The 22,194-nt window shown below is 70.7% G+C and carries 21 protein-coding genes and 1 pseudogene; 8 read left to right on the top strand and 14 right to left on the bottom strand.

Translation table 11 applies throughout. From position 1 onward, the window contains the following. Positions 1 to 57: 57 nt before the first annotated feature. Complete coding sequence (locus AB0J46_RS49045; protein WP_364343415.1) at positions 58 to 342, bottom strand: hypothetical protein; 285 nt, start codon at positions 340 to 342, stop codon at positions 58 to 60. Between the two features lie 32 nt (positions 343 to 374). On the opposite strand from AB0J46_RS49045, the pseudogene AB0J46_RS49040 reads away from it, so the two are divergent. Beyond that, positions 375 to 620: pseudogene (locus AB0J46_RS49040) on the top strand (aldehyde dehydrogenase family protein); the annotation flags it as partial. 105 nt (positions 621 to 725) lie between these two features. Further along, entirely contained in the window at positions 726 to 1,049 is a 324-nt protein-coding gene (locus AB0J46_RS49035) for a GNAT family N-acetyltransferase (protein ID WP_364343412.1), read from the top strand. Positions 1,050 to 1,781: 732 nt separating this feature from the next. Here AB0J46_RS49035 and AB0J46_RS49030 read toward each other — a convergent pair. Continuing rightward, positions 1,782 to 2,735 (bottom strand): cyclase family protein, encoded by a 954-nt coding sequence (locus AB0J46_RS49030; protein WP_364343409.1) that lies wholly within the window; start codon positions 2,733 to 2,735, stop codon positions 1,782 to 1,784. Positions 2,736 to 2,912: 177 nt separating this feature from the next. On the opposite strand from AB0J46_RS49030, the gene AB0J46_RS49025 reads away from it, so the two are divergent. Further along, positions 2,913 to 3,737 (top strand): hypothetical protein, encoded by an 825-nt coding sequence (locus AB0J46_RS49025; protein ID WP_364343406.1) that lies wholly within the window; start codon positions 2,913 to 2,915, stop codon positions 3,735 to 3,737. A 73-nt stretch (positions 3,738 to 3,810) separates the two neighbouring features. On the opposite strand, the gene AB0J46_RS49020 is transcribed toward AB0J46_RS49025, so the two are convergent. The 7 genes from AB0J46_RS49020 to AB0J46_RS48990 form a co-directional block, all read right to left on the bottom strand. After that, positions 3,811 to 4,572 (bottom strand): hypothetical protein, encoded by a 762-nt coding sequence (locus AB0J46_RS49020; protein WP_364343403.1) that lies wholly within the window; start codon positions 4,570 to 4,572, stop codon positions 3,811 to 3,813. 254 nt (positions 4,573 to 4,826) lie between these two features. Further along, complete coding sequence (locus AB0J46_RS49015; protein ID WP_364343400.1) at positions 4,827 to 5,306, bottom strand: AAA family ATPase; 480 nt, start codon at positions 5,304 to 5,306, stop codon at positions 4,827 to 4,829. Between the two features lie 480 nt (positions 5,307 to 5,786). Further along, the gene (locus AB0J46_RS49010) at positions 5,787 to 6,839 is read right to left on the bottom strand and encodes a CU044_5270 family protein (protein ID WP_364343397.1); all 1,053 of its coding nucleotides are present in this window, start codon (positions 6,837 to 6,839) and stop codon (positions 5,787 to 5,789) included. Further along, entirely contained in the window at positions 6,836 to 7,420 is a 585-nt protein-coding gene (locus AB0J46_RS49005) for an RNA polymerase sigma factor (protein WP_364343394.1), read from the bottom strand. Before AB0J46_RS49005 ends, AB0J46_RS49010 begins: the two co-directional genes overlap by 4 nt. Before the next feature lie 1,041 nt (positions 7,421 to 8,461). Next, positions 8,462 to 9,919, bottom strand: coding sequence for a tyrosine-type recombinase/integrase (locus AB0J46_RS49000; protein WP_364343391.1), 1,458 nt, complete (start codon positions 9,917 to 9,919; stop codon positions 8,462 to 8,464). Further along, the gene (locus tag AB0J46_RS48995; protein ID WP_364343388.1) at positions 9,916 to 10,470 is read right to left on the bottom strand and encodes a hypothetical protein; all 555 of its coding nucleotides are present in this window, start codon (positions 10,468 to 10,470) and stop codon (positions 9,916 to 9,918) included. The genes AB0J46_RS49000 and AB0J46_RS48995 overlap by 4 nt, the downstream gene beginning before the upstream one ends. A gap of 22 nt (positions 10,471 to 10,492) precedes the next feature. Then, positions 10,493 to 10,786, bottom strand: a complete 294-nt coding sequence (locus AB0J46_RS48990; protein WP_364343385.1) for a hypothetical protein — start codon at positions 10,784 to 10,786, stop codon at positions 10,493 to 10,495. A 192-nt stretch (positions 10,787 to 10,978) separates the two neighbouring features. Between AB0J46_RS48990 and AB0J46_RS48985 the strand changes: the two genes are divergently transcribed. The 3 genes from AB0J46_RS48985 to AB0J46_RS48975 all read left to right on the top strand — a co-directional run bounded on the left by AB0J46_RS48985 (position 10,979) and on the right by AB0J46_RS48975 (position 13,615). Continuing rightward, complete coding sequence (locus AB0J46_RS48985; RefSeq protein ID WP_364343382.1) at positions 10,979 to 12,394, top strand: hypothetical protein; 1,416 nt, start codon at positions 10,979 to 10,981, stop codon at positions 12,392 to 12,394. Positions 12,395 to 12,967: 573 nt separating this feature from the next. Then, complete coding sequence (locus AB0J46_RS48980; protein ID WP_364343526.1) at positions 12,968 to 13,228, top strand: hypothetical protein; 261 nt, start codon at positions 12,968 to 12,970, stop codon at positions 13,226 to 13,228. 75 nt (positions 13,229 to 13,303) lie between these two features. Then, the gene (locus AB0J46_RS48975) at positions 13,304 to 13,615 is read left to right on the top strand and encodes a hypothetical protein (protein WP_364343517.1); all 312 of its coding nucleotides are present in this window, start codon (positions 13,304 to 13,306) and stop codon (positions 13,613 to 13,615) included. On the opposite strand, the gene AB0J46_RS48970 is transcribed toward AB0J46_RS48975, so the two are convergent. Genes AB0J46_RS48970 through AB0J46_RS48950 form a run of 5 tightly spaced genes read right to left on the bottom strand, consistent with a single transcriptional unit; the run spans position 13,605 to position 20,245 of the window. Then, positions 13,605 to 14,456 (bottom strand): sugar ABC transporter permease, encoded by an 852-nt coding sequence (locus tag AB0J46_RS48970; protein WP_189652656.1) that lies wholly within the window; start codon positions 14,454 to 14,456, stop codon positions 13,605 to 13,607. The two genes, AB0J46_RS48975 and AB0J46_RS48970, sit on opposite strands and share 11 nt — an antisense overlap. 1 nt (position 14,457) lies before the next feature. Further along, the gene (locus AB0J46_RS48965) at positions 14,458 to 15,915 is read right to left on the bottom strand and encodes an ABC transporter permease subunit (RefSeq protein WP_364343379.1); all 1,458 of its coding nucleotides are present in this window, start codon (positions 15,913 to 15,915) and stop codon (positions 14,458 to 14,460) included. A 3-nt stretch (positions 15,916 to 15,918) separates the two neighbouring features. Next, complete coding sequence (locus AB0J46_RS48960) at positions 15,919 to 17,124, bottom strand: maltose ABC transporter substrate-binding protein (RefSeq protein ID WP_364343376.1); 1,206 nt, start codon at positions 17,122 to 17,124, stop codon at positions 15,919 to 15,921. A gap of 11 nt (positions 17,125 to 17,135) precedes the next feature. Further along, entirely contained in the window at positions 17,136 to 18,482 is a 1,347-nt protein-coding gene (locus tag AB0J46_RS48955) for an alpha/beta hydrolase-fold protein (RefSeq protein ID WP_364343373.1), read from the bottom strand. Further along, complete coding sequence (locus AB0J46_RS48950) at positions 18,479 to 20,245, bottom strand: glycoside hydrolase family 13 protein (protein ID WP_364343370.1); 1,767 nt, start codon at positions 20,243 to 20,245, stop codon at positions 18,479 to 18,481. Before AB0J46_RS48950 ends, AB0J46_RS48955 begins: the two co-directional genes overlap by 4 nt. 120 nt (positions 20,246 to 20,365) lie before the next feature. Between AB0J46_RS48950 and AB0J46_RS48945 the strand changes: the two genes are divergently transcribed. Beyond that, a complete protein-coding gene (locus AB0J46_RS48945; RefSeq protein ID WP_189652661.1) occupies positions 20,366 to 21,364 on the top strand; it encodes a substrate-binding domain-containing protein in 999 nt (332 codons plus the stop codon). Between the two features lie 349 nt (positions 21,365 to 21,713). Then, positions 21,714 to 22,103: a hypothetical protein gene (locus AB0J46_RS48940; RefSeq protein ID WP_364343367.1), complete on the top strand. Its 390-nt coding sequence runs from the start codon at positions 21,714 to 21,716 to the stop codon at positions 22,101 to 22,103. The last annotated feature ends 91 nt before the right edge of the window (positions 22,104 to 22,194 follow it).

Here is a 22,194-nt window from a genome sequence, read left to right as displayed (position 1 = left end):
AGGCCCCGGGCTCGCCCGGCTGCGGCAGGAGGTCCCGCCGGAGCGCCGCGGACGAGGTCAGTACCGCCAGGCGTACACACCGTCGAGGTCCGGGGTGTCCAGGGTCCACACCAGCAGGCCGCCGTCGTCGTCGAGCTGCGGCCTGATGCCCACGTACGGCAGCGAGCTGATGCTGGGGATCGTCACGGTCGGCCCGCCCGCGCCCAGGTCGTAGATCTTGTACCGGGTGCGGGTGCTGCCGCCCGCGTCGTACAGCTCGCTGTAGACGACGACGCGGCCGCTTCTGTTGATCGCCTCCGGATCGACGTTCGACTTGCTGGAGATCAGGATGTCGCCCGCCACGATGCGGCCGGCGTTGACGGGCTTGATGACCAGCCGTGCGGCTGGCCAACGACACCGAGTGGGGACTGGTCGGCTACGTGTTCACCACGGACCTCGACCGCGCCTTCCGGCTCGGCGAGGCGCTGGACGTCGGCATGGTGGGCGTCAACACCGGCCTGGTCTCCAACCCTGGGGCTCCCTTCGGCGGCGTCAAGCATTCCGGCCTGGGCAGAGAAGGCGGACGAGCCGGGATCGAGGAGTATCTGGAGAGCAAGTATCTGGCCATTCCCCGTTCCTGATGGCACCGTCAGACCGCGGCGCAGGAGCCCCCTCGAACGGCCAGCGGGCGAGCCGAGCTGAAACCAGGAAGCTGACTTCCCAGTTCAGGACGTATATGGCGGCTGGTGCCACGTCGGTTAACGGCACCCCAGCTCGGCGATCGCGGGCAGGTCGGTGGCGGACAGCGGCTCTACGTCGCCGAGTCAGCGCAACGCCGCGGAGTGGGCACAGCGCTCATGAACGCGCTGTTCGACTTGGCAGCCAAGCACGAGTGCAGCAGAGTCGAATGGACCACTGACACCGGCAATCGCGGGGCGCAGTACTTCTACGACGAGCTCGGGCAGGAGACGTTGCCGACGAAGCTGTTCTACCGAGCATCCCACCCCGCCCAGCAGGCGAAGCTGGGTACGACGCGCGGACGGCAAGCAGGCACGGAACGCTCTGGCTGACGCCGACCGAGTAGCTCTTGATCAGCGTGTACGAAGCGGGGCACAATCCGTGTGCGATGGGCAGGGCGCGGCCCATCGCACGCACGAGAGCTGTATCGCTCCCGGCCTGGCGAAATGCCTTGCCGCTGGCGTCATCCGGGACAGAGAAGGGTCCGTCCACTTTCTATGCACCGATCTCACCATCGCCGGAGTCGCTGCCCCAGCGGGTGAAGCGATCCTGGCCCCCTACAGCCTGCTCGGCCGAGACCCCTCCCAGCACGCCGCTGACGCCGGCGCGTTGAGCCGGGGTCGAGAGCCCAGTCGCCACCTGGCGCATGCGCCGGCGGCTCCCATGTCTGTCCGGGTGCATCGCTGGCCCGGACGGATGTCCTCGTCGCACACCAGATCCTCACAATTGGTTACGACGAGAGGCACGTTCTTCGCTAGAGATCGCCTTGGCGCTATGCATCGATCTCTGTCAGCCGTCGACTGAGACCGGATGCGCGGTCGGGCGTCCGCAGGCGGCCAGCAGGAGCGCGGAGCTCAGGAAGCCGGCTCGCCGATCCGGACGACGGCGGTCAGGCCGCCCGTTCCGACGGCGACCCCGCCTCCGAGCGCGCCCGGTAATCTGGCGGCCTGGCCGCTCTGCCCGTGCAGGGCGTCGGCCCTGACGCGGCCGGCACCTCAAGCGGGGCTCGCCGTTCCCGCTCGGGGCCGTTCGCCACGTGACGTGCTTCGCCTCGTGAGCGTCGGTCAGAACGTGGCGATCGGGTTGACCGGGCTGCCGGACGTGCCGGCGAAGCGGACCGGCGCGACCGCGAGGTGGAAGTCCCACTGGCCCAGCTCGGCGGCCGTCGCCCAGCACGCCTCCAGGTCGCAGTTGTCGACCAGCCACAACCCCATGGCCACGAGGCCGACGGCGTGCACCGGCATCAGCACGTCCTCGTACCCCGACGGCTGAACGTCCTGGGGGGTGTCGGCGGCGATCAACGCGACCTGCCGTTCGTGCAGCCACGGCAGGCAGGACGCGTGCCAGCCGGCCTGCCGGAAACCGCCCGGCTCACCGGCCTCGCGGCGGGCGCGGCCGTAACCGGTGCGCAGCAGCACGGCGTCGCCGGGCCGCACCCGCACGCCCTGGCGCCGCTCGGCCTCCTCAAGGTCGCCGGGGACGACGCCCTCCCCCGGTTCCAGCCACGGCCCGCCGCGCGCGCCGGCGACGTCGAGCAGCACACCGCGCGTGAGGATCCCGTTCGCCGCCGCCGTGACGGCCGCCCACGACGAGCCCGTCTCGGCGTCGACCAGCGAGTGGGGCCGCCCGTTGTACATGGTGCCGTCCCAGAAGATGTGGCACGGCGAGTCGAGGTGGGTGAGGCTGTTGCCGTGGAAGGTGAGGCCGAGCCGCTCGGAGGAGAACCCCCAGCGCCGGTCCTTGTGGAAGGCGGCCGGCATGTTCTCGGCGCCCGGCATGTCGGCGCTGCGCGGGCAGGCCGTCGTCGACCGCTCCATGTCCTTTGGTACGGCGACCTCCCACGCGCACGACACGCTCCTGCCGTGGCGCACCGCCCGCGCCGCGGCCAGCCGGACGTCGTCGGTGATGTGGTTGAGGGTTCCGAGCTCGTCGTCGTCGCCCCAGCGGCCCCAGTTCGACAGCGTGTCGAAGTATCCGAGCACGTCGTCCTGCGTGGGCATCGGTCGGCCTGCCGTCATCGCGCTTTCGGCTCCTCGGGTCCACGCGGCCCGAGGCACCGGAGGCGGGGTGTCCCGCCTTCTCCTTCGGCCTGCCAAAGGCCCGCTGACCCGGGATGCTACTGGATCATCCACGGACGCGCCGCCCCGCCGGATCTGTGTTCTCGCCGTGATCCACGACCGGAATGATCTCCCGGCATGAAGAAGTACGTGATCTCCGGCGTGGTCGCCGGATTCGTCCTGGTGCCGTCCGTGCCGGCGCTGGCCGCGCCCAACGATCCACTGGCCGCGCTGCGCGCGCAGCTGCGCGAGGGCAGGGGCGTGACCGTCCAGCAGCGGACGCCGGGCAGGGACACGACCTCGCTCACCCGCGGCGGACGACTGCAGTTCGACAAGCACGGCATCGCCGGCTCCGACCTGACCGCCAAGCTGAGCTTCCCCGGCAAGGACGAGACGGCCGACGAGTTCGATCCCCCCAAAGAGGAGAACCAGGCCACCTCGCTCGACAAGCCGGAGCGGACCGTCCGCATCGGCCGTACGTCCTACGTCAAGGGCGGGCCGATCGGCGCCGCGCTGCCCGCCGGCAAGACCTGGTACAAGCAGTCGCCGGGCTGGACGAGCGGGATGACCGCCATAGAGGGCGACTTCATCAACCCGGCCGAGCTGAGCACGCTCAAGGCCATGCTGAGCCATTCCAAGCGCAGCGGCAGTACGTACAAGGGGAGCATGACCGTCAAGGAGCTGCTGCGGGTCTCGGCCTGGACGCGCGCCACCCTGTGGTGGAAGCTCGCCTCCGGCGTCAAGGTCAACTGGACACTCACCGTGACCCCCGCCGGGCTGCCGCGCACGATGAGCACCCGGCTCTCCAGCCCCAAGGCGGGTCTGGGCCCGGTCACCATGGAGACCACCTACTCCGGCTGGGGCGCCAAGGTCTCTATCAAGGCGCCGCCCGCGTCGGAGACGACCACCGAGCTCGACTCCGACAAGGCCCTCCTCCGGCTGCCCCCGGCCCCCAAGCGCTGATCCCGCCGGATCGGACGTGCCGCGCCCCCGCCAGGCCCTGGCGGGAGTGCGGTGGTGGCGCCGGCACGGGAGGTCAGCCGCAGAAGGTGGTCCAGGCGGCGCGGCTCGCCGGGTCGCGCAGGCGGTAGTCGCCGGTTGACCAGTCGAGGTCGAAGTAGAGCGCCCACAGGGTGCCGTGCCCGTTGAGGTAGGCGGTCATCTGGTCGAGCCAGGCGCCGCGGCCAGTGCCGTCGTCGCCGGTGGCGATGTGGCTGCCGAGCTCGGCCACGCCGTGCGGCAGGTTCTCGGCCTGGTTGACGGCGTAGGTGCAGTCGAGCAGGGCGGCCGGAGCGAGGTACTGGCCCTTGGCGGCGGTGGAGTCGTAGTTGTAGACGTCCCAGGCCAGCGCGGCGAGGTGGCTCCAGGCCTGACGGTAGGCCGCGGCGGTGAACTCGCCGTTCCTGATGTTGTCCTCGGGTTCGTGGTAGAAGGTCCAGTGGATGTCCTGGTCGGCCGGCGCCGCGGCGAACCAGGCGCGCATCGCGGCGTCGTGGGTGCCGGTGACGATCGCGGCGGGGGCCGCTTTGAACGAGATGACCATGGGGCGCTTGCCGGCGTTGAGCTTTCCGGGCCAGGGGTCGGGCAGGCCGCCGTAGAAGACGCGTACCGCCTTCAGGCCGCCGAACAGGGAGTCCTCGCGAGCCAGCGCCTGCTGGTAGGTCTCGCCGGACTCGGCGGCGAAGGGCGCCCCGCACAGGGACGGCTGGGCGTAGCTGACGATCAGCCGGGGGCCCAGGTCGCCGGCCTCGCGAGCGGACGAGCTGTGCTCGGCGGTCTCGGCCAGCTCGTTCAACACGCCGACACTCATCCCACCGGTGGGGTGGGTACGGAACCGGTACAGCAGCAGGGCCGCCCATCAGTGAGTCACCACGGGTCCGGCCGCTGTACGCCAGAAGCAAACCGCGTGGCGTACAGGCCTGACCTCAGCGCTTGCGTCGGCGGGCCGCCGGGTCGTGCTCGGCAGGTGATGAATGCCTCGCAAAGCTCCTGGCAACCTGCGCCTGAAACCAGAAGCGGTGAGGCTGGAGTACCTGTTCTATCGACCCTTGATCACGGCGTCACTTGCGCGAGTTCCTCAAGCTGCTGGACGACCTTGTCGATCGGCGCAGAAGCGTCAATCTCGACAGTGGAGGTAGCCCTGAGCAGCGGCTCCACGTTGGCCAGGTCGCGCAATACGGCCTCACGTTCCTCAGGGCGCTTGCCGAAGGGGTTGTTGGTTCGCCTCGCGATGCGGGCGAGCATGATCTCGGCAGGAGCGCTGAGTAGTACGACATGATCGAATTGCGGGTAGAACCGACCCTGATTGGACTTACAGCCAGCCACGAAGAGGGCGCCCGCACCGTGGTTGGTGAGCAGGTCGCTGATGGCCGTCTCCCGCCACACCCAATCAGTGGATCCGTCCGGCAGGGTCACCCAGTGGCTCCACTGATCGGTGTCAGTATCGACAGCGCGATGACCCCGGGCCGCCAGCATCTCTGACGCGGTGGACTTACCGGTGCCCGACATCCCTGTGACCAAGATCTTCGCCATCAGCCGAGGCTACCGAACCGCTCCGGTCTCGGTCGGCTTCATGTCGTCCACGTTGGCGATCTGCTGACCTCGGCTATGGGTCTCCGCAGTCCCAGCAACTCGGAAATGAAGCCCGCTCGGCTCACTCTGCTGGCCGCCGCCAATGATCACCATGTTGCGTCGACCCCTCGAATACACCACTACGAAGGAGCCGGGGCTCTCCGTGCGCAGCTCTCCCCACCAGGAGCAGGGGTCCCGGACTCGCCCGACATGTGCACGCGCGCGTACGTGAGGGAGAGTATCGAGTGAATCTCTGGCGTCATGCCTTGCTGGTGGGCATGGACACTGCCTCGGTACCACCGGCCTGAGCGGGCGATGGCCATGGGTTCACGGGAACCGGGTGTCCGCGTGCGGCCTGGCCTCGCCGCCTCCCCGGGATGCGCTTGGGGAAGCGGCGCGAGCTGTCGAAGGGGTTGAGCGTAAGACCGCGGCGTTCGATGCTTAGCAGGTCACCGCTTCGGGAGCATCGACCGGGATCTCCGGCATGGAGTTGACGATCTTGGTTTCCAGTACCGCGCTGGCGTAGCGGAGTACCTCCGTGCCACCGCGCGGCGGCTCGGACAGGAATCGCGAGCCGAGGAAGCGGTAGGTGCCGGGTTCGAAGATCAATTCGGCGCGCTGCCATCCGTCTGGGCCCTGATATCTGATCGAGGCGCCGACGCCCTGTCGCCCGGCCAGGTCGGTGAGGTCGGTGCGCATGGTGGCGGTGGGCATCTTGGACAGCGCACCGAGCACCGCCGCACGCAGGCCGGGACCGGGGAAGGGATTTCCGGCCAGGGTGACGAGACGGCTCACCACCGTGTGCTCGACGAGCCGCTCGATCTGGTCCTTGCTGGGTGGTGCCGCGCCGGGCTCGGGCCGTTCGTTCTTGACCGAGGCATCGGCGTCCGCGCGAACCCGGGCGAGCAGTTGGTCCGGGTCTGCGGGCAGGTTGCCTTCACTGGTCGGTGAGAGCACGTTCACGGTGCACGGCCCGGCACGCTGGAACTCGACTGTGCCCGGTGTCTCCACACTGGTCGGGACCTGGCCGGTGTGCGTGCGCAGCTTGCCGTAGGTGAGGCGGGTCAGCGCACCGTCGGGGTCGGCGGCGGGAATCCAGTACTCGCGGTTGATCTCCTGAGTGGCCTCAGAACGGCTGTCGCGACCCAATGCGAACATCCTGCTCTGGTCCGTGCGGTTGACGTAGAGAATCTGCCCCGGCCGTGGCGCCTGTTGCCGACCGGCGGCCGCAGCCGCCTCCTGAAGCAGTTCCGCCGCGTTGGCCGGGGTCGCACCACCGTCGGCACCAGTCAGGAAAGCGACTGCGGCGACGGCTGCCGCCAGGCCGACCGCGGCCGTCCTGAGCAGGAGGCGGTGCTTGGCTGAACCGGTGCGAGGTGTTCGTTCCGCCACCGCCTCAGCTGCGAGCAAGTGCTTCGCCTTGGCGGTGGCCGTGGCGGAGGGGCCGGGCAGCGTGTCGTGGAGCGTCTTGATCTCCTGCAGGTCATCGGTCATGACGACTCCTCGATGGTGATGGACGTGCGGAGTTTCCTGCGGGCCCGGTTGAGCCGCGAGCCGACGGTGCCGCGCGGGACGCCCAGCGCCTCGGCGATCTCCTCATAGGTGAGCTGAGCGCAGGCCACCAGCAGCAGCACGGTCCGGTCGCCGGGCGAGAGCCCAGCCAGACCGGCGGCCAGGCGCGGCCGTATGACGGCAGCCGCCACCCGCTGGACCACACGCTCGTCGTGGCTCACGACATCGGTGACCTCGGCGCTCCTGGCCAGGGCGCGGTACCTACGGGCCTCGGCACGCCGGTGACCCTCCACCAGATTGGAGGCGATGCCGTACAGCCAGGCGCGGGCATCGGAGCGGGAGAGGTCGTAGCGCGCACGGCCGCGAAAGGCCCGCAGGAACGTCTCTGCGGCGATGTCGTCCGCCGCCGATTCTCCGAGACGGAGATGCACGTAGCGGTGGATGGCCTCGTGGTGCCGGTCGAACAGCGCACCGAACCGCTCAGGACGGCGTAGTGACACCTCGATGAGCTGTGCGTCGGTCTCAGCGGTTGGCGGAGCCGACTGCGGAGGGGGAGCTGGCATGCCTGCCCTTCGGAGAAGAACCATGGACACGCCTACTTCGCCGTTCCGCTGATTCGTATTCACGCTCAGCAGATCATTCCTACACCTGATCTTCTGCACTCGGCTTCCGCTGGGCCCGAGGGCGGACGCGACGGCCCGTGGCGGCGTCCTCCTCCCGAGCGTGGCCCCCAACCCCAAAGTGGAGTGATCGTCGCAGGTCACCCGAGGTGACGGCGTCTTGCCGCAGATGCGGGTTTCGGTCGGGACGGCAGGGGATGAGTCCGGCGACTTGTGCCGCGATAACAATGGCGGGGGCGTTTCCGCAGGTCGCGATGCTTGCTTTTATGTCAAGGACGCCCGGGAGCTCCCGGATACTCAGTGCTACTTGGCGGCTCCGGACATGCTCGGGAGCGGAGAGCCTTCTCGGTGATCTCGTACCCTGCGCGGCCGGCGAGCACGGCTCTCGTCACACTGATGCTCCACCTGTTTGTGTGCGTCAGGTCTCCCTGGCAGCGCGCCTCTTGGGACCATCAGCACCGACCGAGCGAAGATCTCTACGCGGAAGCGGTGTGCCATGACCACCCCCTGCACAACAGCGATCCGCCCCACATGGGCCCCTATCGGCTGCACGCACGGCTCGGCGGGGGCGGGATGGGACAGGTGTTCCTGGGCCGTTCCCCGGGCGGGCGCCTGGTCGCCGTCAAAGTGGTGCGCCCGGAGCTGGCCGGCGCCGCTTCGCCGCCGAGGTGGACGCCGCCCGCAAGCTCGGCGGGTTCTACACCGCCCAAGTGGTGGACGCCGACCCCGACGCCCCCCAGCCGTACCGGCCACCGCCTACATCCCTGGTCCCTCCCTGCACCAGGCCATCGACGAGCATGGGCCGCTTCTCCTGGAGTCGGCCGCGGTGCTCGGCGCCGGGCTGGCTGGCGCGGACACGGTCATGGTTCGAAGGTGAGGGACTGCAGGCACTCGGGACAGAAGCCTTCGGCCACGCTCGGCTGGGCACGCGACCAGTGGTCACGTCCGGAATTCTCGGTATGGGGACGGGAGACGTCCAATCCGTCATGACTCATGCGATTGTGTCGCAGCTGCCGCCACGGCGTCGGTGAGTGGGGGCGTGGGAGCCTCGCCCGCAGGTGGTGGCCCAACGGTCGGCGCGAGCAGGGCTGGCTCGTGTTGCACATGGTCCGCCCCGGAGCCGGAGCCGGAGCCGGGGGTGCGCGGATCGTGCGGCTGAGTCTTGGTGGGGTCTGCGATGGGCTCGTCGGCGGTCCGGCCGGGGCCGGGAGGAGGTTGCTGGGTGAGCAGTTCGGCGAGCCGATGGACGGCGTGCTCGTCCAGCTGCGCCTCGCCGCGGTCGTAGCGCTGGGTGGTGACGGGGGAGGCGTGCCCCAGCAGCTTCTGGACCTTCTCCACCGGGACGCCCATGGCGAGCAGGAGCGTGGCGGCGGTGGCGCGGAGCATGTGCGGGGTCAGCTTGGCCACGTCCAGGCCGGCGGCACGGGCGGCGCGGCGTAGCGCGGTCTGCTGCCGCCACCGGTCGAAGCTGCGGCCGTCGGCGCGCTGGAGCAGCAGGTCGTTCGGCTTGCGGCCGGCCGTCAGCGGCCGCAGCAACGCCATGGCCACCTCGGGCAGCGGCACCACGATGACGGCGCCGCCCTTGAGCCGGAAGCGGATCACCCAGTGGCCGGCCGAGCGTTCCACCCGTCCGACCGTCAGGCTCTCCAGCTCGCCGGCGCGCATGCCGGTGATGGTCAGCAACGCCACCGCGGCGGCGTCGGCCGGATGCTCGGCGGCGATCGCCTGGGCGCCACGCAACAGCGCGGTGCCCTCGGTCAGATCGAGGGCGGGGGTCGTGCCGACCTTGCCGACCTCGGGCGCCTCGACCCACTGGGCCGGACTGTGGCCGATCACCTGGCGTCGGGCGGCATAGCCGTACAGCGATTTGAGGTTGGACAGATGCCAGGCCAGCGTGGCCGGGGCCAGCGCCTTGCCGCCGCGGTTCAGGCCGGCGGCGGCGCCGCTGCCGGTGCCGAGCTGGTCGAGGTAGGCGACCACGACGTCCTCGGTGACCTGCCACAGCCCGGCGCCCGGCGCGGTCAGTGCCCACCACCGGACGAACTTGGCCACCACGGCCAGACGGTCGCGGCGGGTGGCGGCGGTCTTGCCCGCGCGCAGCCAGGCCGCCACGGTCGGCCAGCCGGCCCGCTGGTGCGTCGCCGGGTCGTCGTCGCGGGGCAGCGCGTCGATGAGGTCGACGTCGGCGCCGGGCACCTCACCGCCGTCACGCGGCCGGCGCCGCGGACGCAGCCCGGCGATGTCGCCGACCGAGGCCACCAGCGGCGACGGCGGTGGCAGCGGTGGCTCGCCCGCCCGGCCTAGCGGGCCGATGGCTCCGCCGCCGTACCCACCGGAGCCCGCGACCGTCGCAGCGGCAGGCGGGACGGTGCTCGTACCGGGACGCCACACCGTGGTGGGAACGAGCACCTCTTCTCCGCGGCCCATCTGCTGTCCCGTCATGGGCGGCCTCCCGACGTTCGGCCTGCCGGGCCGTCCACCGCATCGGCATTGGGCTCGCCATGCCTGGCCTGGCCTGGCCCCGGCGCGGCCGGCTGGGCGGCCCGGCGCTCCAGGGGTTCCTCCAGGTCGCACACCAGCGGCGGCCAGGTGGTGGTGTCGGGGCGGATGGCCTCGAGCGGGAGCTGGCCAACCAGCACGCTGAGCCGGGCGCGGATGTGGTGCGGGCCGGCGACGGCCCGCCGGCGCGCGCACAGCCGTAGCGGATGCGCGGTGTCCGGCTGGTCCAGACGGCAGGACATCCGGCGGCCGCCGAACATCTGCTCGGCGGCGTCCAGGGTGTGGGCACCGCCCCGGGTGTCGCCCTCGGTGGCTTGGATCAGCTTACGGATGTCCTCGTCGCTATGGGCGGTCAGACCGGTGTCATGCCGATTTGGGGATATCCGCTGGCCCTCGTACGGCCACGAGCGGAGCTCCACCGCTCTGTCCAGTGCGGGGGTGGGGTGCCCGCGTGTGGCGCTGGCCTGCTCTGGGGCCTGGTCGTGTGCTGCCATGGACGGTTCATTCGTCACGTGCTCAGCCTTCCGCGCCGTTCGGCGGATACGTCGGCGGAGTCTCCACCACCGGCTCGTCGGGACGGGTGAGGTGGGGTTCCGTCGGGGGCGGCGCCGGCTCGATCAGGCCGGCCAGCCGATCGAGCGCGTCCAGCCGGTGCAGCTTCTCAACGGCGTGTAGCAGCCGGCGGGTGTCGCCACTGAACACCGTGGCGTCGGCGTAACGCAGTTCCTCGGTGAAGGCTTCGCGCACGGTCTGCCGCTCCAGAGTCAGGCCGTGCATCAGGGAGCGCCGGTCCGCCGCCGGGTGGCTCATCCGCGACTCCTCAGTCCCAAGGGCCTCTCCGCGCGGGAAGCCTGGCTGCGCCGGACCTTCCGACAGCCGACGATCATCGTATCTCACACAAGCTGAATTGTGTGAGATGTTTGCGTATGGCCATGAGCCGTATCCGTATCCGTTGACACGGCTACGGATACGAGACGGATACGACTTCGATATAGTCCCTGCATGGGTGAACGTGAGGAGCTGGCGGGGCCAGCAGCGCAGGGCGCCGGGGATTCCATCGCGGGACAGCTCGGGTTCACTCCTGCGGGCGAACCGTCCGATCCCGCCCCCGTGGCGGAGCAGGCGGACGGGGAGGGTGTGCCGGAGCCGCTGCCCGGCCGGGTGGAGGAGGCGGTCGCCGCCGAGCGGGCCGTGCGTACCCGCGCCGCCGGCCGACGGGCCTGCCGGTACTGCGGCGGCGCCCTGCCGCCGGGCAAGCGCGCCGACGCACTGGACTGCAGCGCCGATCACCGCACTCGCTACCACCGCGAGCGCGTCCCGGCCGAGACCGCCGCCGCCCGTGACAGCGGAGAGGTGCGCCTGGAACAGGCCCAGGCCGTGCTCGGGCCGCTGGCCGACCAGATCGCCGCCGTGGCGGCCGGGCTGCGCGCCGACCTGGAGCAAGCCGTCGCCGACACGATCGCGCAGGCCCAAGCCGCCCGCGCCGACGCCGCGCAGGCGCGCCGCGAGAAGAACGAGGCCGACACCCGTGCCGAGCTGGCCGACCGCCACGCCCAAGCCGCCCGGGAAAACCAGGAGGCCGCCGAGCGGGAGCAGCGCCGCGTCCGGCAGGAGGCCGACAGCAAGGTCGACGCGGCCAAGGCCGACGCCCGCGACGCCTGGGCTCAGGTCGCCGAGCACGAACGCGCCCGCGGCGCGGCCGAGCAGACCCGCGACGACGCGCTACGCGAGCGGGAGCAGGCCCAGACGGAGCAGCAACGGACGGCCGCCCTGCTGGAGGAGGCCCGGCGCGAGCTCGACCGGCTGCGCGCTGCGGCGGACGCGCACGCCCGGCTCGCCGAGACCCTGCGGGCCGCGGCCGCTGATGCCGACCTCGCCCGCGAGCGTGCCGAGCACGACAGCCGCCAGGCCCAGGCCCGGGCCGAGACCGCCGAAGGCCGCGCCGAGACCGCCAGGCAGGAGGCGGCCGAGGCGCGTTTGGCCCTGGTCGCCGCGCAGGGAGAAGCCGCCGCCGCCGCGCGGCTGCAGGCCCGCGCCGAGGACGAGCTGCGCCAGGCGGCCACCGACCGCGATCTCCAGCGCGAGCGCGCGGTGGCCGCCGAACAGCAGGCCCGCGCCGCCCAGGCTGAACGTGAACGCGACGCCGAACAGGTGCGGGAACTACGTGAGCGGCTGGCCGCCGCCCAGACAGCTGCCGGGCTGGTGCTGCCCGACCTGGCCGACCTCGGCGACGGCGTCCGCGGAGTGAGGCTGCCCGAGACCGGCATCGTCGTCGCCCGGCACCCGGACGGCGCCGTGGTTCTGCACCACGAAGACCGGCAGATCCGGCTGGGCGACGGCAAGCACGCTCCCGCGCACGGCCGCGCCCTGGCCGCCGGTCTCCTCGCCGTCTCCGCAAGGGTAGGCACACGCATCTAAAACACCGCTGGTGTGGGTTGCCGCGCGTGCGGTCTCGTCTGAGCGCTCACCGTCCTCGTGTCCGGGACGGTCGTCCCGGACCGGGGGGGCTCAGTGAGGGCGTGCTCCACCGATCGGTCAATCGGCTCCACCACCTGAACGGTCGCCCGAATCCACCGCCCACTCGGAGGATCGGGGCGATCCGCGCGGGGCGCCTCCGTTGCGACGCTGGATCCCGTCGGTGGGCGCCAAGGCGCGTGGGAGGCAAAGCCCGGGGCGCTGGACATCGGCGGATCGCCGCCGATCTGAGCCGTCCACGGTCCGGGGCTGACTGCGGCGATTCGCCGTATTGGCCGGGGCGGGTGCGGGCTGTCTTCACCACGGTGCTGGTGCGGGGGGCGGGCAGCACGCAGTTGGTCCTTCCCGCGGCGGCGCCGACTAAGTTCGCCGACGCGGTGGTCGCCGCGCGGACGGGAGGAGCGGCGGAGGTACATTGCGCATCTCGACGATCTCTGTGTGGCGTATCCGGCATCGACATAGCGCTCGGTCGGAAGCAAATCCCGCCGCTGGAGTCCTTGATGGATTGAGGCCGTCATGGCCGTGTCCGCGTCGGTCGTCGCCACATTCGTGATCAGATTCGGCGGTGAGCTCGCGTCGCCGTCCCCGCCGCTCCTGCTGAAGCCACAGGTTTCGCTGATGTGCACCTTGTATCCGTTCCAGAACACGTCCGCTTTGGCTGCCCAGCGCACCAGCCGTTCTTGCGCTCCAGCCGGACAGCATGCCTTCGACGCAGGCGCGGTCACCCCCACAGAACCGGCGATGCAGGCTTCAGGCGCCGCTTCGCCGATGAGGTGAAGGCTGTGCCCGTAAGGTGGGCGGCTTCTACACCGCCCCTGTCGTGGACGCGACCCCGATGGCAACCCGCCAGGGCTGGCCACCGCCTATATCCCCGGCCCCACCCTGCACCAGGCCGTTGCCGACCACGGCCCCCTGCCGATGGAGCCCGTGGCCGTGCTCGGCGCCGGCCTGGCCGAGGGGTTGGACGCCATACATGCCCAGAACGTGGTGCACCGCGACCTCAAACCCGCCAACGTCATCCTCACAGCGGACGGCCCCGCCTCATCGACTTCGGCATCGCCCGCGCCGGATCCGCTGACGGTGCCTGGGCCGGTGGTGGACTATCGATCTCTACCAGTCTCGAAGGCCAGCAGGGCTGAGGCCTGCATGGGCCTCAGCCCTTGACCGCGCCACTGGTCAGGCCACCGACAATGAAGCGCTGCAAGAACTGGAACAACACAAGCACAGGCAGCGCTCCGACCAGCGCGCCGGCGGCGAACAGCCCCCAGTTCTGGCCGAGTTTGTCGGAGACGAGCTGGTACAGGCCGACGGCGAGCGTCTGCTGGTCGGGGTCGGTCAGGACCAGCCCAGCGATCACGAAGTCGTTGAGCGTCGCCACGAAGGAGAACAGTCCGACGACCACCAGGATCGGGGCGACCAGCGGCAGCAGCACGCGGAAGAACACCTGCGCGTGCGAGGCGCCGTCGATCTGGGCGGACTCGTCCAGCTCCCTGGGGACGGTGTCGAAGAAGCCCTTCATCAGGTACGTGTTCACGCCCAGCGCCCCGCCCAGGTACACCATGACCAGGCCGAGCCTGCTGCCGAGGCCGATGGCGGGAAAGACGTCCTTGAGCGCCGACAGCAGCAGGAAGATCGCGACGTAGGCCAGGAGTTGCGGGAAGAGCTGGACGAAGACCAGGACGAGCAGCCCGGCCCTGCGTCCGGTGAAGGTGAACCTGGAGAAGGCGTAGGCGGCGCACGCGCCGAGGAAGACCGCCCCGGCGGCCGTCGTCAGGCCGATGATCATGGAGTTGGCGAACCAGCTCGGGAAGGGGTGCAGCGGGTCGGTGAAGAGCGCCAGGTAGTGCGCCGGGGTCGGCTCGGTGAACAGGTCGTTCGAGCCGGTCAGCGTGCCGCTCGGGTTGGTCGAGGCGGCGAGGACGAACAGCAGCGGGAACAGCGCCACGGCGACCGCCGCCACGCCGACGGCGTGGCGCCACCCGTACCTGAGGAACCAGCGGCCCATGTCAGCTCCCCTCCAGCCGGCGCGCCCTGCGGAACCCGGCGAGCGAGATCGCCGCGATGACGGCGAAGATGAGGATGGACACCGCGCAGGCCAGGCCGTAGTTCCTGGCGCTCCCGCCGAAGGCGAGCTTGTAGACCAGCGAGATGAGCAGGTCGGTGGAGCCGATGTCGACCGGTGAGGACGCGTCCCTGGGGCCGCCGCCGGTGAGCATGTAGATCACGTTGAAGTTGTTGAAGGTGAAGGCGAAGGTGGCCACGAGTACGGGCGCGGTCGCGGCCAGCAGCATCGGCAGCTTGACGTGGCGCAGCACCCGCCAGGGATTCGCGCCGTCGAGCTGCGCGGCCTCGGTGAGCGCGGGCGGGATGGCCTTCAGCGCGCCGGTGCAGATGAGGAACATGTAGGGGAAGCCGATCCAGACGTTGACGGCGAGCACGCTGAGCTTGGCCAGCCAGGGGTCGGTGAGCCACGGCACGTGCCCGCCGCCGAGGAGGACGGCGTTGACGAAACCGTGGTCGGAGTTGAGCAGCCCCTGCCAGAGGATGGCCGCCATGAAGGCGGGGAAGGCATAGGGAAAGACGATCAGGGAGCGGTAGGCCCGGTGCCCGCGCAGTCCCGGCCGGTCCAGCACCAGCGCGAGGCCCAGCCCGAGGGCGAACATCAGCCCGACCGACAGCCCGGCGAAGGCGAAGGTCCAGCCGAGCACGCCGAGGAACGGGCCCCTGATGCCAGGATCGGTGAGGACCGTGCGGAAGTTCTCCAGTCCGACGAACACCTTCCAACCGGGACTGAGCGCCCTCCCGTCGGGCGCCACGAACCGGCCGCGGCCGTCGTCACGATAGACGGTGCCGGTGGGGTCGGTGACGGTGCCCGCGCGTTCGTCGTAGCGACGCGTCGAACGGTAGGTCGCCACCGTCACGGCGTCCGAGGTGCGCAGGCTGCCCTGGCCCGGCACCGGCACGCGCAGCGCGGTGATCTCCGCCTGCCGGGCCACGACCTCGGCGTACGTCAGCGGCCGCCACCCGTCCGGGTCCGCCCCCGGGATCAGCGGCTGCGCGGCGGAGCCCACCCTGCCGCTCACCAGGAAGCCCAGCTCGCCGCCCCGCTCGACGATCCGGACCTGCTGGACGGGCGATCCCGGCACCCTGACCTCGCTGGCGGCCAGGATCGCGGCCACCGCGTCCTGTTTGGTACCGTTGTGGCCGTCGCCGTAGTTGGTGAAGGCCGCGTAGCCGGTGTAGAGGACGACGTACACCTGGTAAAGGAGCAGCAGGACCACGCCCGGCGCGAGGTACTTTGCGGGGACGCGCTGTTTGCCGAGGTAGATGACGTTGATCGCGAGCGTGCCCGCCAGCATCGCGGCGAACGCCCACCACGAGCGCTGACCGGCGAGCGCCACCAGCCCGTAGACCGCGAACGCGTCCACCACGCTCAGCACCAGCGGCTTCACGTACCTGATCATCGGTCAGTTCGCGATCTTCGCTCGGATGCGGTCGGCGGCGTCCCTGGTCAGCTTCGCCGGATCGCCGTCCCCGGTGATGATCGCCAGTTGCGACAGGCCCCAGTCGCCCCAGACCGCGTCCATGGCCGGGACGTTGGGCGCGGGGCTGCCGGCCAGCGCGGCCTCGGCGAATCCGGTCAGCACCAGGTCGCCGCGCAGCTCCTCGCGTACGGAGGTCAGAGCCGGCGGCCGGCCACCCGCCGCGTACATCTCGCGTTGCGCGTCGGGGGTGGCCAGGAAGTTGAGTAGGAAGTCGTTGGCCAGGATCGGGTTGGCCGACTTGGCGCTGACGTAGAAGCCCTGCACGCCGACGAACGGCCGGGCGGGCTGATCGCCCGCCGGGGGCACCGGTTCGACGGAGAAGGCCAGGCCGGACCTGGCCAGCGCGGGCGCGTCCCACGGCCCGGTGACCAGGTACGGGGTGCGGCCCTCGCGGAAGGCGTCGGTGGCGATCTCGCCGCTCAGCGATGTGGAGATCACCTTGGCTTCGGCCAGCCGGCGCAGGTAGGCGGCGAACGCCAGCCCGCCCTTGTCGTCGATCCCCAGCTTGCCGCCGTCGAACACGCTGGAGCCGAAGGATGTCTGCAGCGGGTAGAGGTGGTAGGGCGAGCCTGCCTTGGGGTCGACGGGCAGCCCGACAGGGAAGTCTGCCTTGCCGTCGCGGACCAGCTTCTGGCCGGCGGCGACCAGCTCGCCGAACGTCTGCGGTCGTTTCGGCGCGAGCTTGGTGTTCCGCAGCAACGCCACGCTCTCGATCGCGTACGGCAGGCCGTACGTCTGGCCTTCGTAGCGCATGGCGTCGAGCGCGAGCTTCGGGAAGGCCGATGCGGTGGCGCCGAGGTCGATCGGGGCGACGACGCCGTTCTGGACGAGCTTGCCGAGCCAGTCGTGCGGTCCGGCGATCAGGTCCGGGCCCTGGCCGCTGGGCGCCTGGGAGATGAAGTCGTCGCGGAGGCCGCCCATGCTCTTCTGTACGATCTTGACCTGGACGCCTCTTGCCTTCTGGAAGGCTGCAGCCAGGTCCTGCAGCGGCCTGGCGCGGCTGTCGTCAGCCCAGACGGTGAGGACCGCTGCGGCCTTCGCGGCGGGGGTGGGGGTCGCGGGGGTGGCGGTGGCGCAACCGGCGGCCAGCAGGGCCAGGCCGGTCACAGCCAAGATGGTCGTGCGCATGTGGGTGCTCCTCATGAGCCGTCGGTGCCTTGGTGCGGGTCGTGCTGTGCGGCGGGGTCGCTCCAGCCGCAAACGTGGACGACCAGGCGGCGGTCGCGGTCGTGCCTGAGCGGTTCACTGACGGGCAGGCCGTCGGAGTTCAGCCCATCGCATCGCCAGCCCCTGCCGACCGAGCCGTTGAGCCCGAGCCCCCGGGGCAGCCGCCAGACGCCGTGGTGCATGCCGGGCGCGATCTTGGTGGTGACCAGGCCGGAAAAATAGACGGTGTCGCCTTCTGGGGTGCCGGCGGGGGTGATGACCGTGACGTCGAGCGTCGCGGTGGGCTCGCCGTCCACGACGGACAGCTCGCGTTCGACGGTCAGGCCGCCCGTTGTGGCACGCACCCGCGCGAGGCCGGGCGCGGTGGGAGTCAGCAGGGCGGCGCCTGTCGGCTTGAGCAGGGGCTCGGGATTCCAGGAGAGGCCGACGTCGAGCGCGGAGTACGCGCAGCCGTCGGCCCGCAGCGCGAGCGGCGCGACGTCCACGGCCTGGCCGACCGCGGCCACCTCGGCGTCCCCGTCGGGGGCGAAAGCGGCCAGCTCGACCGGCGGTCCCTCCGTCCCGAACAGGTGCAGCAGCGCGCTGGCCGCCCGGATCGCCCACGCGCTCTCGTGATGCGGAGCCGCCGGGTCATGCCGGTAGCGCAGCTCGGCGTCCGGGCGGTAGCCGAGCCCGATGAGCTGCTCGGCCAGTTCCCGGGCGTGATGGACGGTGATGAGGCCCTCCATCCCGCCGATGTCCAGCCACACCCGGCGCGGCCCCCGTTCGGTGAAACGCCGGTAGACGGGCGTCTCCTCCAGCGTCTGCGGGTCGACGAACACCAGGAACGGCGACATGATCGCCGCCAGCCCGAACACCTCGGGCCGCCGGAAGGCCAGGTGGTAGCTGACCAGGCCGCCCATCGACGAGCCCATGACCGCCGTGCGCTCGGCCGCGCCGGTCACCGCGTACCGCGAGCGGATCAGCGGCATCAACTCGTCGATCAGGAAGTCCTCGTAGGACCGCCCGGCGAGCCTGCCGTGCGGGTCGCGGGGGTAGGGCGCGACGTGGGAGTACTCCGCGCCGCGAGCGTCGCCCGCGTTGGACACCCCGACCGCGACCAGCGGCGGCAGCGTCCCTGCGGTGATCAACGTGTCCAGCGTCTCGTCCAGGCGCCAGCTCGGCTCCAGCCCGGCCGCCGCGAACACGTGCTGCCCGTCGTGCAGGTACACCACTGGGTAGGGGCCATCCGCGGGGTCGTAGCCGGGCGGCAGGTAGACGAAGACGTCACGCGCGTTCCCGAGTGCGGCGGAGTGGACGCCGCGCAGAATGTCGATCACGCTTCGAGCTCCCAGACGTGGAAGGCGGGCCCGTCGGCGGGCATGGGCGATCCCGGCCGTAGGTCGGGGCCGCCGGTGAGGCTGGCTCCGGCCGCGGGGGCGCGGAACGGTTCGTGCGCGGCCCTGCTGATCTGGACGAGCAGTGTCTGCCCCGGCGCGGCCCGCTCGTAGACGAGGGTGTCGGTGTCGGCGTGCAGCCAGCGCATGCCGCCTGTGCGCAGGGCCTCGTGCGAGCGGCGCAGCCCCACCAGGTCGCGGTAGAGCCGGTGGGTGCCGTGGTCCCAGCGGGCTGTGTCCCAGGGGAAGGGACGGCGGCCGTCCTCCAGATGCACCCCCTCGACCCCGACCTCGTCACCAGCGAAGATCATCGGTAGACCCGGCAGCGTGAGCAGCAGCGCGGCGCCCAGATGCTGGTGCTCGCGCCCGGCGATCGAGCGGAACCTGGCCGTGTCGTGCGAGTCGAGCAGCGTCAGATTGTGGATGTAGGCCCGCCACGGGACGAGCGCGGCGTAGCGGCGCATCACCTCCGCCACGTCCGCGCCGCCGTACTGCGGGATCGGGCCGGGCACGCCCCAGAACTCCGTGGAGCGTTCCCGCGCCAGCCATGACCAGACGGGCCGGGCGAAACCGGCGTAGGACATCGTGCCGTGCCAGCCGGTGCCGCGCAGTGAGCCGGAGGCGTCGAACTGGTGCTCTGCCAGCAGCAGCGCGTCGCCCACTGTGGCTCGCGTCAGCCTGGCGACCTGGTCGTTCAGATCGACCCCGCCGTGGCGGCCCGCCGATTGGGCGACGTCCACCCGCCAGCCGTCCAGGCCGAACTCGTGCAGGTAGCGGGCGATCACCGAGCCCGGCCCGTCGTAGAGGCGGCGGCGTAGTGTGGCGGAGCGGTGATCGAACTTGGGCAGCGTCCTGACGCCGGCGAAGGTGGCGTAGTCGGGCCCGTCCACGTAGTAGAAGTCCTCGCGTACAGGACTGCCCTCGGCGAACCACTCGTGGCCGTCGCCCGAGTGGTTGAGCGTGATGTCGCCGATGACGCGCATGCCGCGGGCGTGGGCCGCGTCGGTCAGCGCGCGCAGCGCCTCGTCGCCGCCGAGCAGCGGGTCCACCCTGTCGAAAGTGGTCGCGTCGTAGCGGTGGTTGGAACGGGCGGGGAAGAACGGCGTCAGATACAGCAGGTTCGCACCCAGGTCGGCGATGTGGTCGAGGCGGTCGGCCACGCCCCACAGGTCTCCGCCGTAGATCTGCTGCAACGCGCCGTCCCTGCCCCAGGGGATCGGATCGTCCCAGTCAGCCCGCCGTACCCAGGCGGGGTCGGGCCCATGGTCCCTGCCTGAGCGGGCGAAACGGTCGGGGAAGATCTGGTAGATGACCGAGTCGGCGGCCCACGCGGGCGGGGGCGGATAGGCGGTCAGCATGAAGTCGGTGGTGTCCGGCACGTCCAGCGGCGACAGCCCGGCAGCGGTCAGCCACAGCGAGCCGGTCGCGGTCCGCAGCAGGAAACGGTAGCCGCACTCCGGGTTCACCATCTCGACCGTGGCACGCCACCAGACCTCGGAACCCGTGACCCGGTCGGCCGTCGCCTCGGCGAACCGGGGCTCGCCGTCCGGCGTGGTACGCACGTGGACCTGCCGCACGTCCAGGTCGAGCGAGGTGCGCACGAACACCTGAACGCGATCACCGAGTGACGGCGACGAATCGCTGACGTACAGCGGCGACCCGTCGTGGTGCGCCCGGGTGTTGCAGAGTGTTCTTCGATGCCCCATGCTGTTGATGCTCCAAAATGCGCTGTTCACCTGGTCAGATGTGTCGCGAGCTTAGGAGCCGCGAAAACAGCGCCGCAACACTTCGAAACATGTTTCACCGGATTCTCGAAGGGTCCCCCCATGCCTCGACCATCTGTGCGGACGATCGCCACCCGCGTGGGAGTCAGCGCCGCGACGGTCAGCAGGGTGCTCAACGGCCGGCCCGGCGTCTCGGAGGAACTGCGGGCCAAGGTCCTGCGGGGCATGCGGGAACACGGCCTGATCGCGCCCGCGGCTGAGCCGTTCGTCGGCATCATCGTCCCCGAGTTGGACAATCCGGTCTTCCCGCTGCTGGCAGGCGCCATCGAGGCCAAGCTCGGCGGCCACGGCGTCACCGCGCTGATCGGCAGCTCCACCGCCAAGGGCCCGACCGAGCTCGACTACATCTCCGCCCTGGTACGGCGGGGCATCCAAGGCCTGGTCCTCATCTCGGGGCGACACGCCAACCCGGCCGCCGACCACAGCTTCTACTGGCAGCTCCACCAACAGCGCATCCCCATGGTGCTGGTAGGCGGCCAGGTGCCCGATCTACCGGTCTCCACGGTCACCACCGACGAGGCGGCGGGCGCGGCGATGGCGGTGGCACACCTGCGCGAACTCGGCCATGAGCGGATCGGGCTGGCCGGCGGGCAGGGCTATCTGCGGCCCTCGCAGAACCGGCTGACAGGCTGGCGGCGGGAAATGCGACGCTCGTTCGGCTCGGTGGACGACACGCTGCATGTCGAGTCGGACTACTCGCTGACCGGCGGTCACGCGGCCGCCCGGCGGCTGCTGGCAGCCGGGGCGACGGCACTGATCGCAGGGAGCGACCTGATGGCGCTGGGTGCGGTCGCGGCCGTCCGCGAGGCCGGGCTGGCGGTGCCGGGCGAGGTGTCAGTCGTCGGATACGACGACTCCTACCTGGCCGTGCACGGCGACCCGGCGCTGACGACCGTACAGCAACCGGTGGAGGCGATGGCGGCTGCGGTGGCGACGGCGATGTGGCAGTCGCTGCAGGGATATCACGCCCCACACGTGGATCACGTTTTCGCGCCCCGCCTGGTGGTCAGATCCTCGACGGGCAAAGCCCGCGACCTATAAGCCCGCGACCTGGTCCGCGACCTCGGCATCCCTGGCCGAGCCGCCCGCACCGCCGCTCTTCGGCAACTGGTTCTCCAAGCCCCTGCTCCAGTCATTGCACAGGCCCTCGGCTTCCACGACAAGACCACCACCCGGCTCGCCTCCGAAGCGGGCGGGACATGGAGCCGCTACGCCCCAAACGATCACGTTCAGTGAACAGAGCAGAGAGAGGAACAGGAACTCAGATCACACGATCATCGATCTCTGCCAGTCGCGGACCCGAGCGGGGGCTCAGCCGAGATATACCGATCCAGCACGTCAGCCCCCGGCAGGCCATGGACAGGCGAAACCGTCGGACTGGCCAGTTACGGTGAAGGCGGTCGCGTTCAGCCCGGACGGCAGGCTCATGGCCGGCGGCAGCGGCAACGTGTCCGACAGCGGCGGCACGGTACGCGTCTGGGACGTGCGCTCCCGCAAGAGCGGGGTGTCCTTCTCCAACCCGTCCGGCTCGGTCACCTCGCTCGCCTTCAGCCCCGACGGCCGCATGCTGGCCACCGGCAGCCGCGGCGGCGGCGCCACCGGCTCCGTACGGCTGTGGGACGTCGCCACGGGAAAGCAGGTGGGCACGCCCTTGGCCGGCGGCATCGCCCCGGTCACCTCGGTCGCGTTCACCCCCGATGGCGACTTCCTGGCCGCCAGCAGCGCGAGCACCGGCTCCGTACGGCAATGGCACGTGGCCACCCGCCAGCAGATCGCCTAGTGTTCTGAGTCGTTAATTCGATTAATAAATAGGTACGATGTCTGCATGGCGAAGCGTGGCAGACCTCGACGGCCCTTGCTTGTCAGCGAAG

This window comes from Nonomuraea sp. NPDC049758 (assembly GCF_040674635.1).
Lineage (GTDB): Bacteria > Actinomycetota > Actinomycetes > Streptosporangiales > Streptosporangiaceae > Nonomuraea.
The sequence above is the reverse complement of the archived record's forward strand: the minus strand, read 5'-3'. Positions and strand labels throughout refer to the sequence as shown.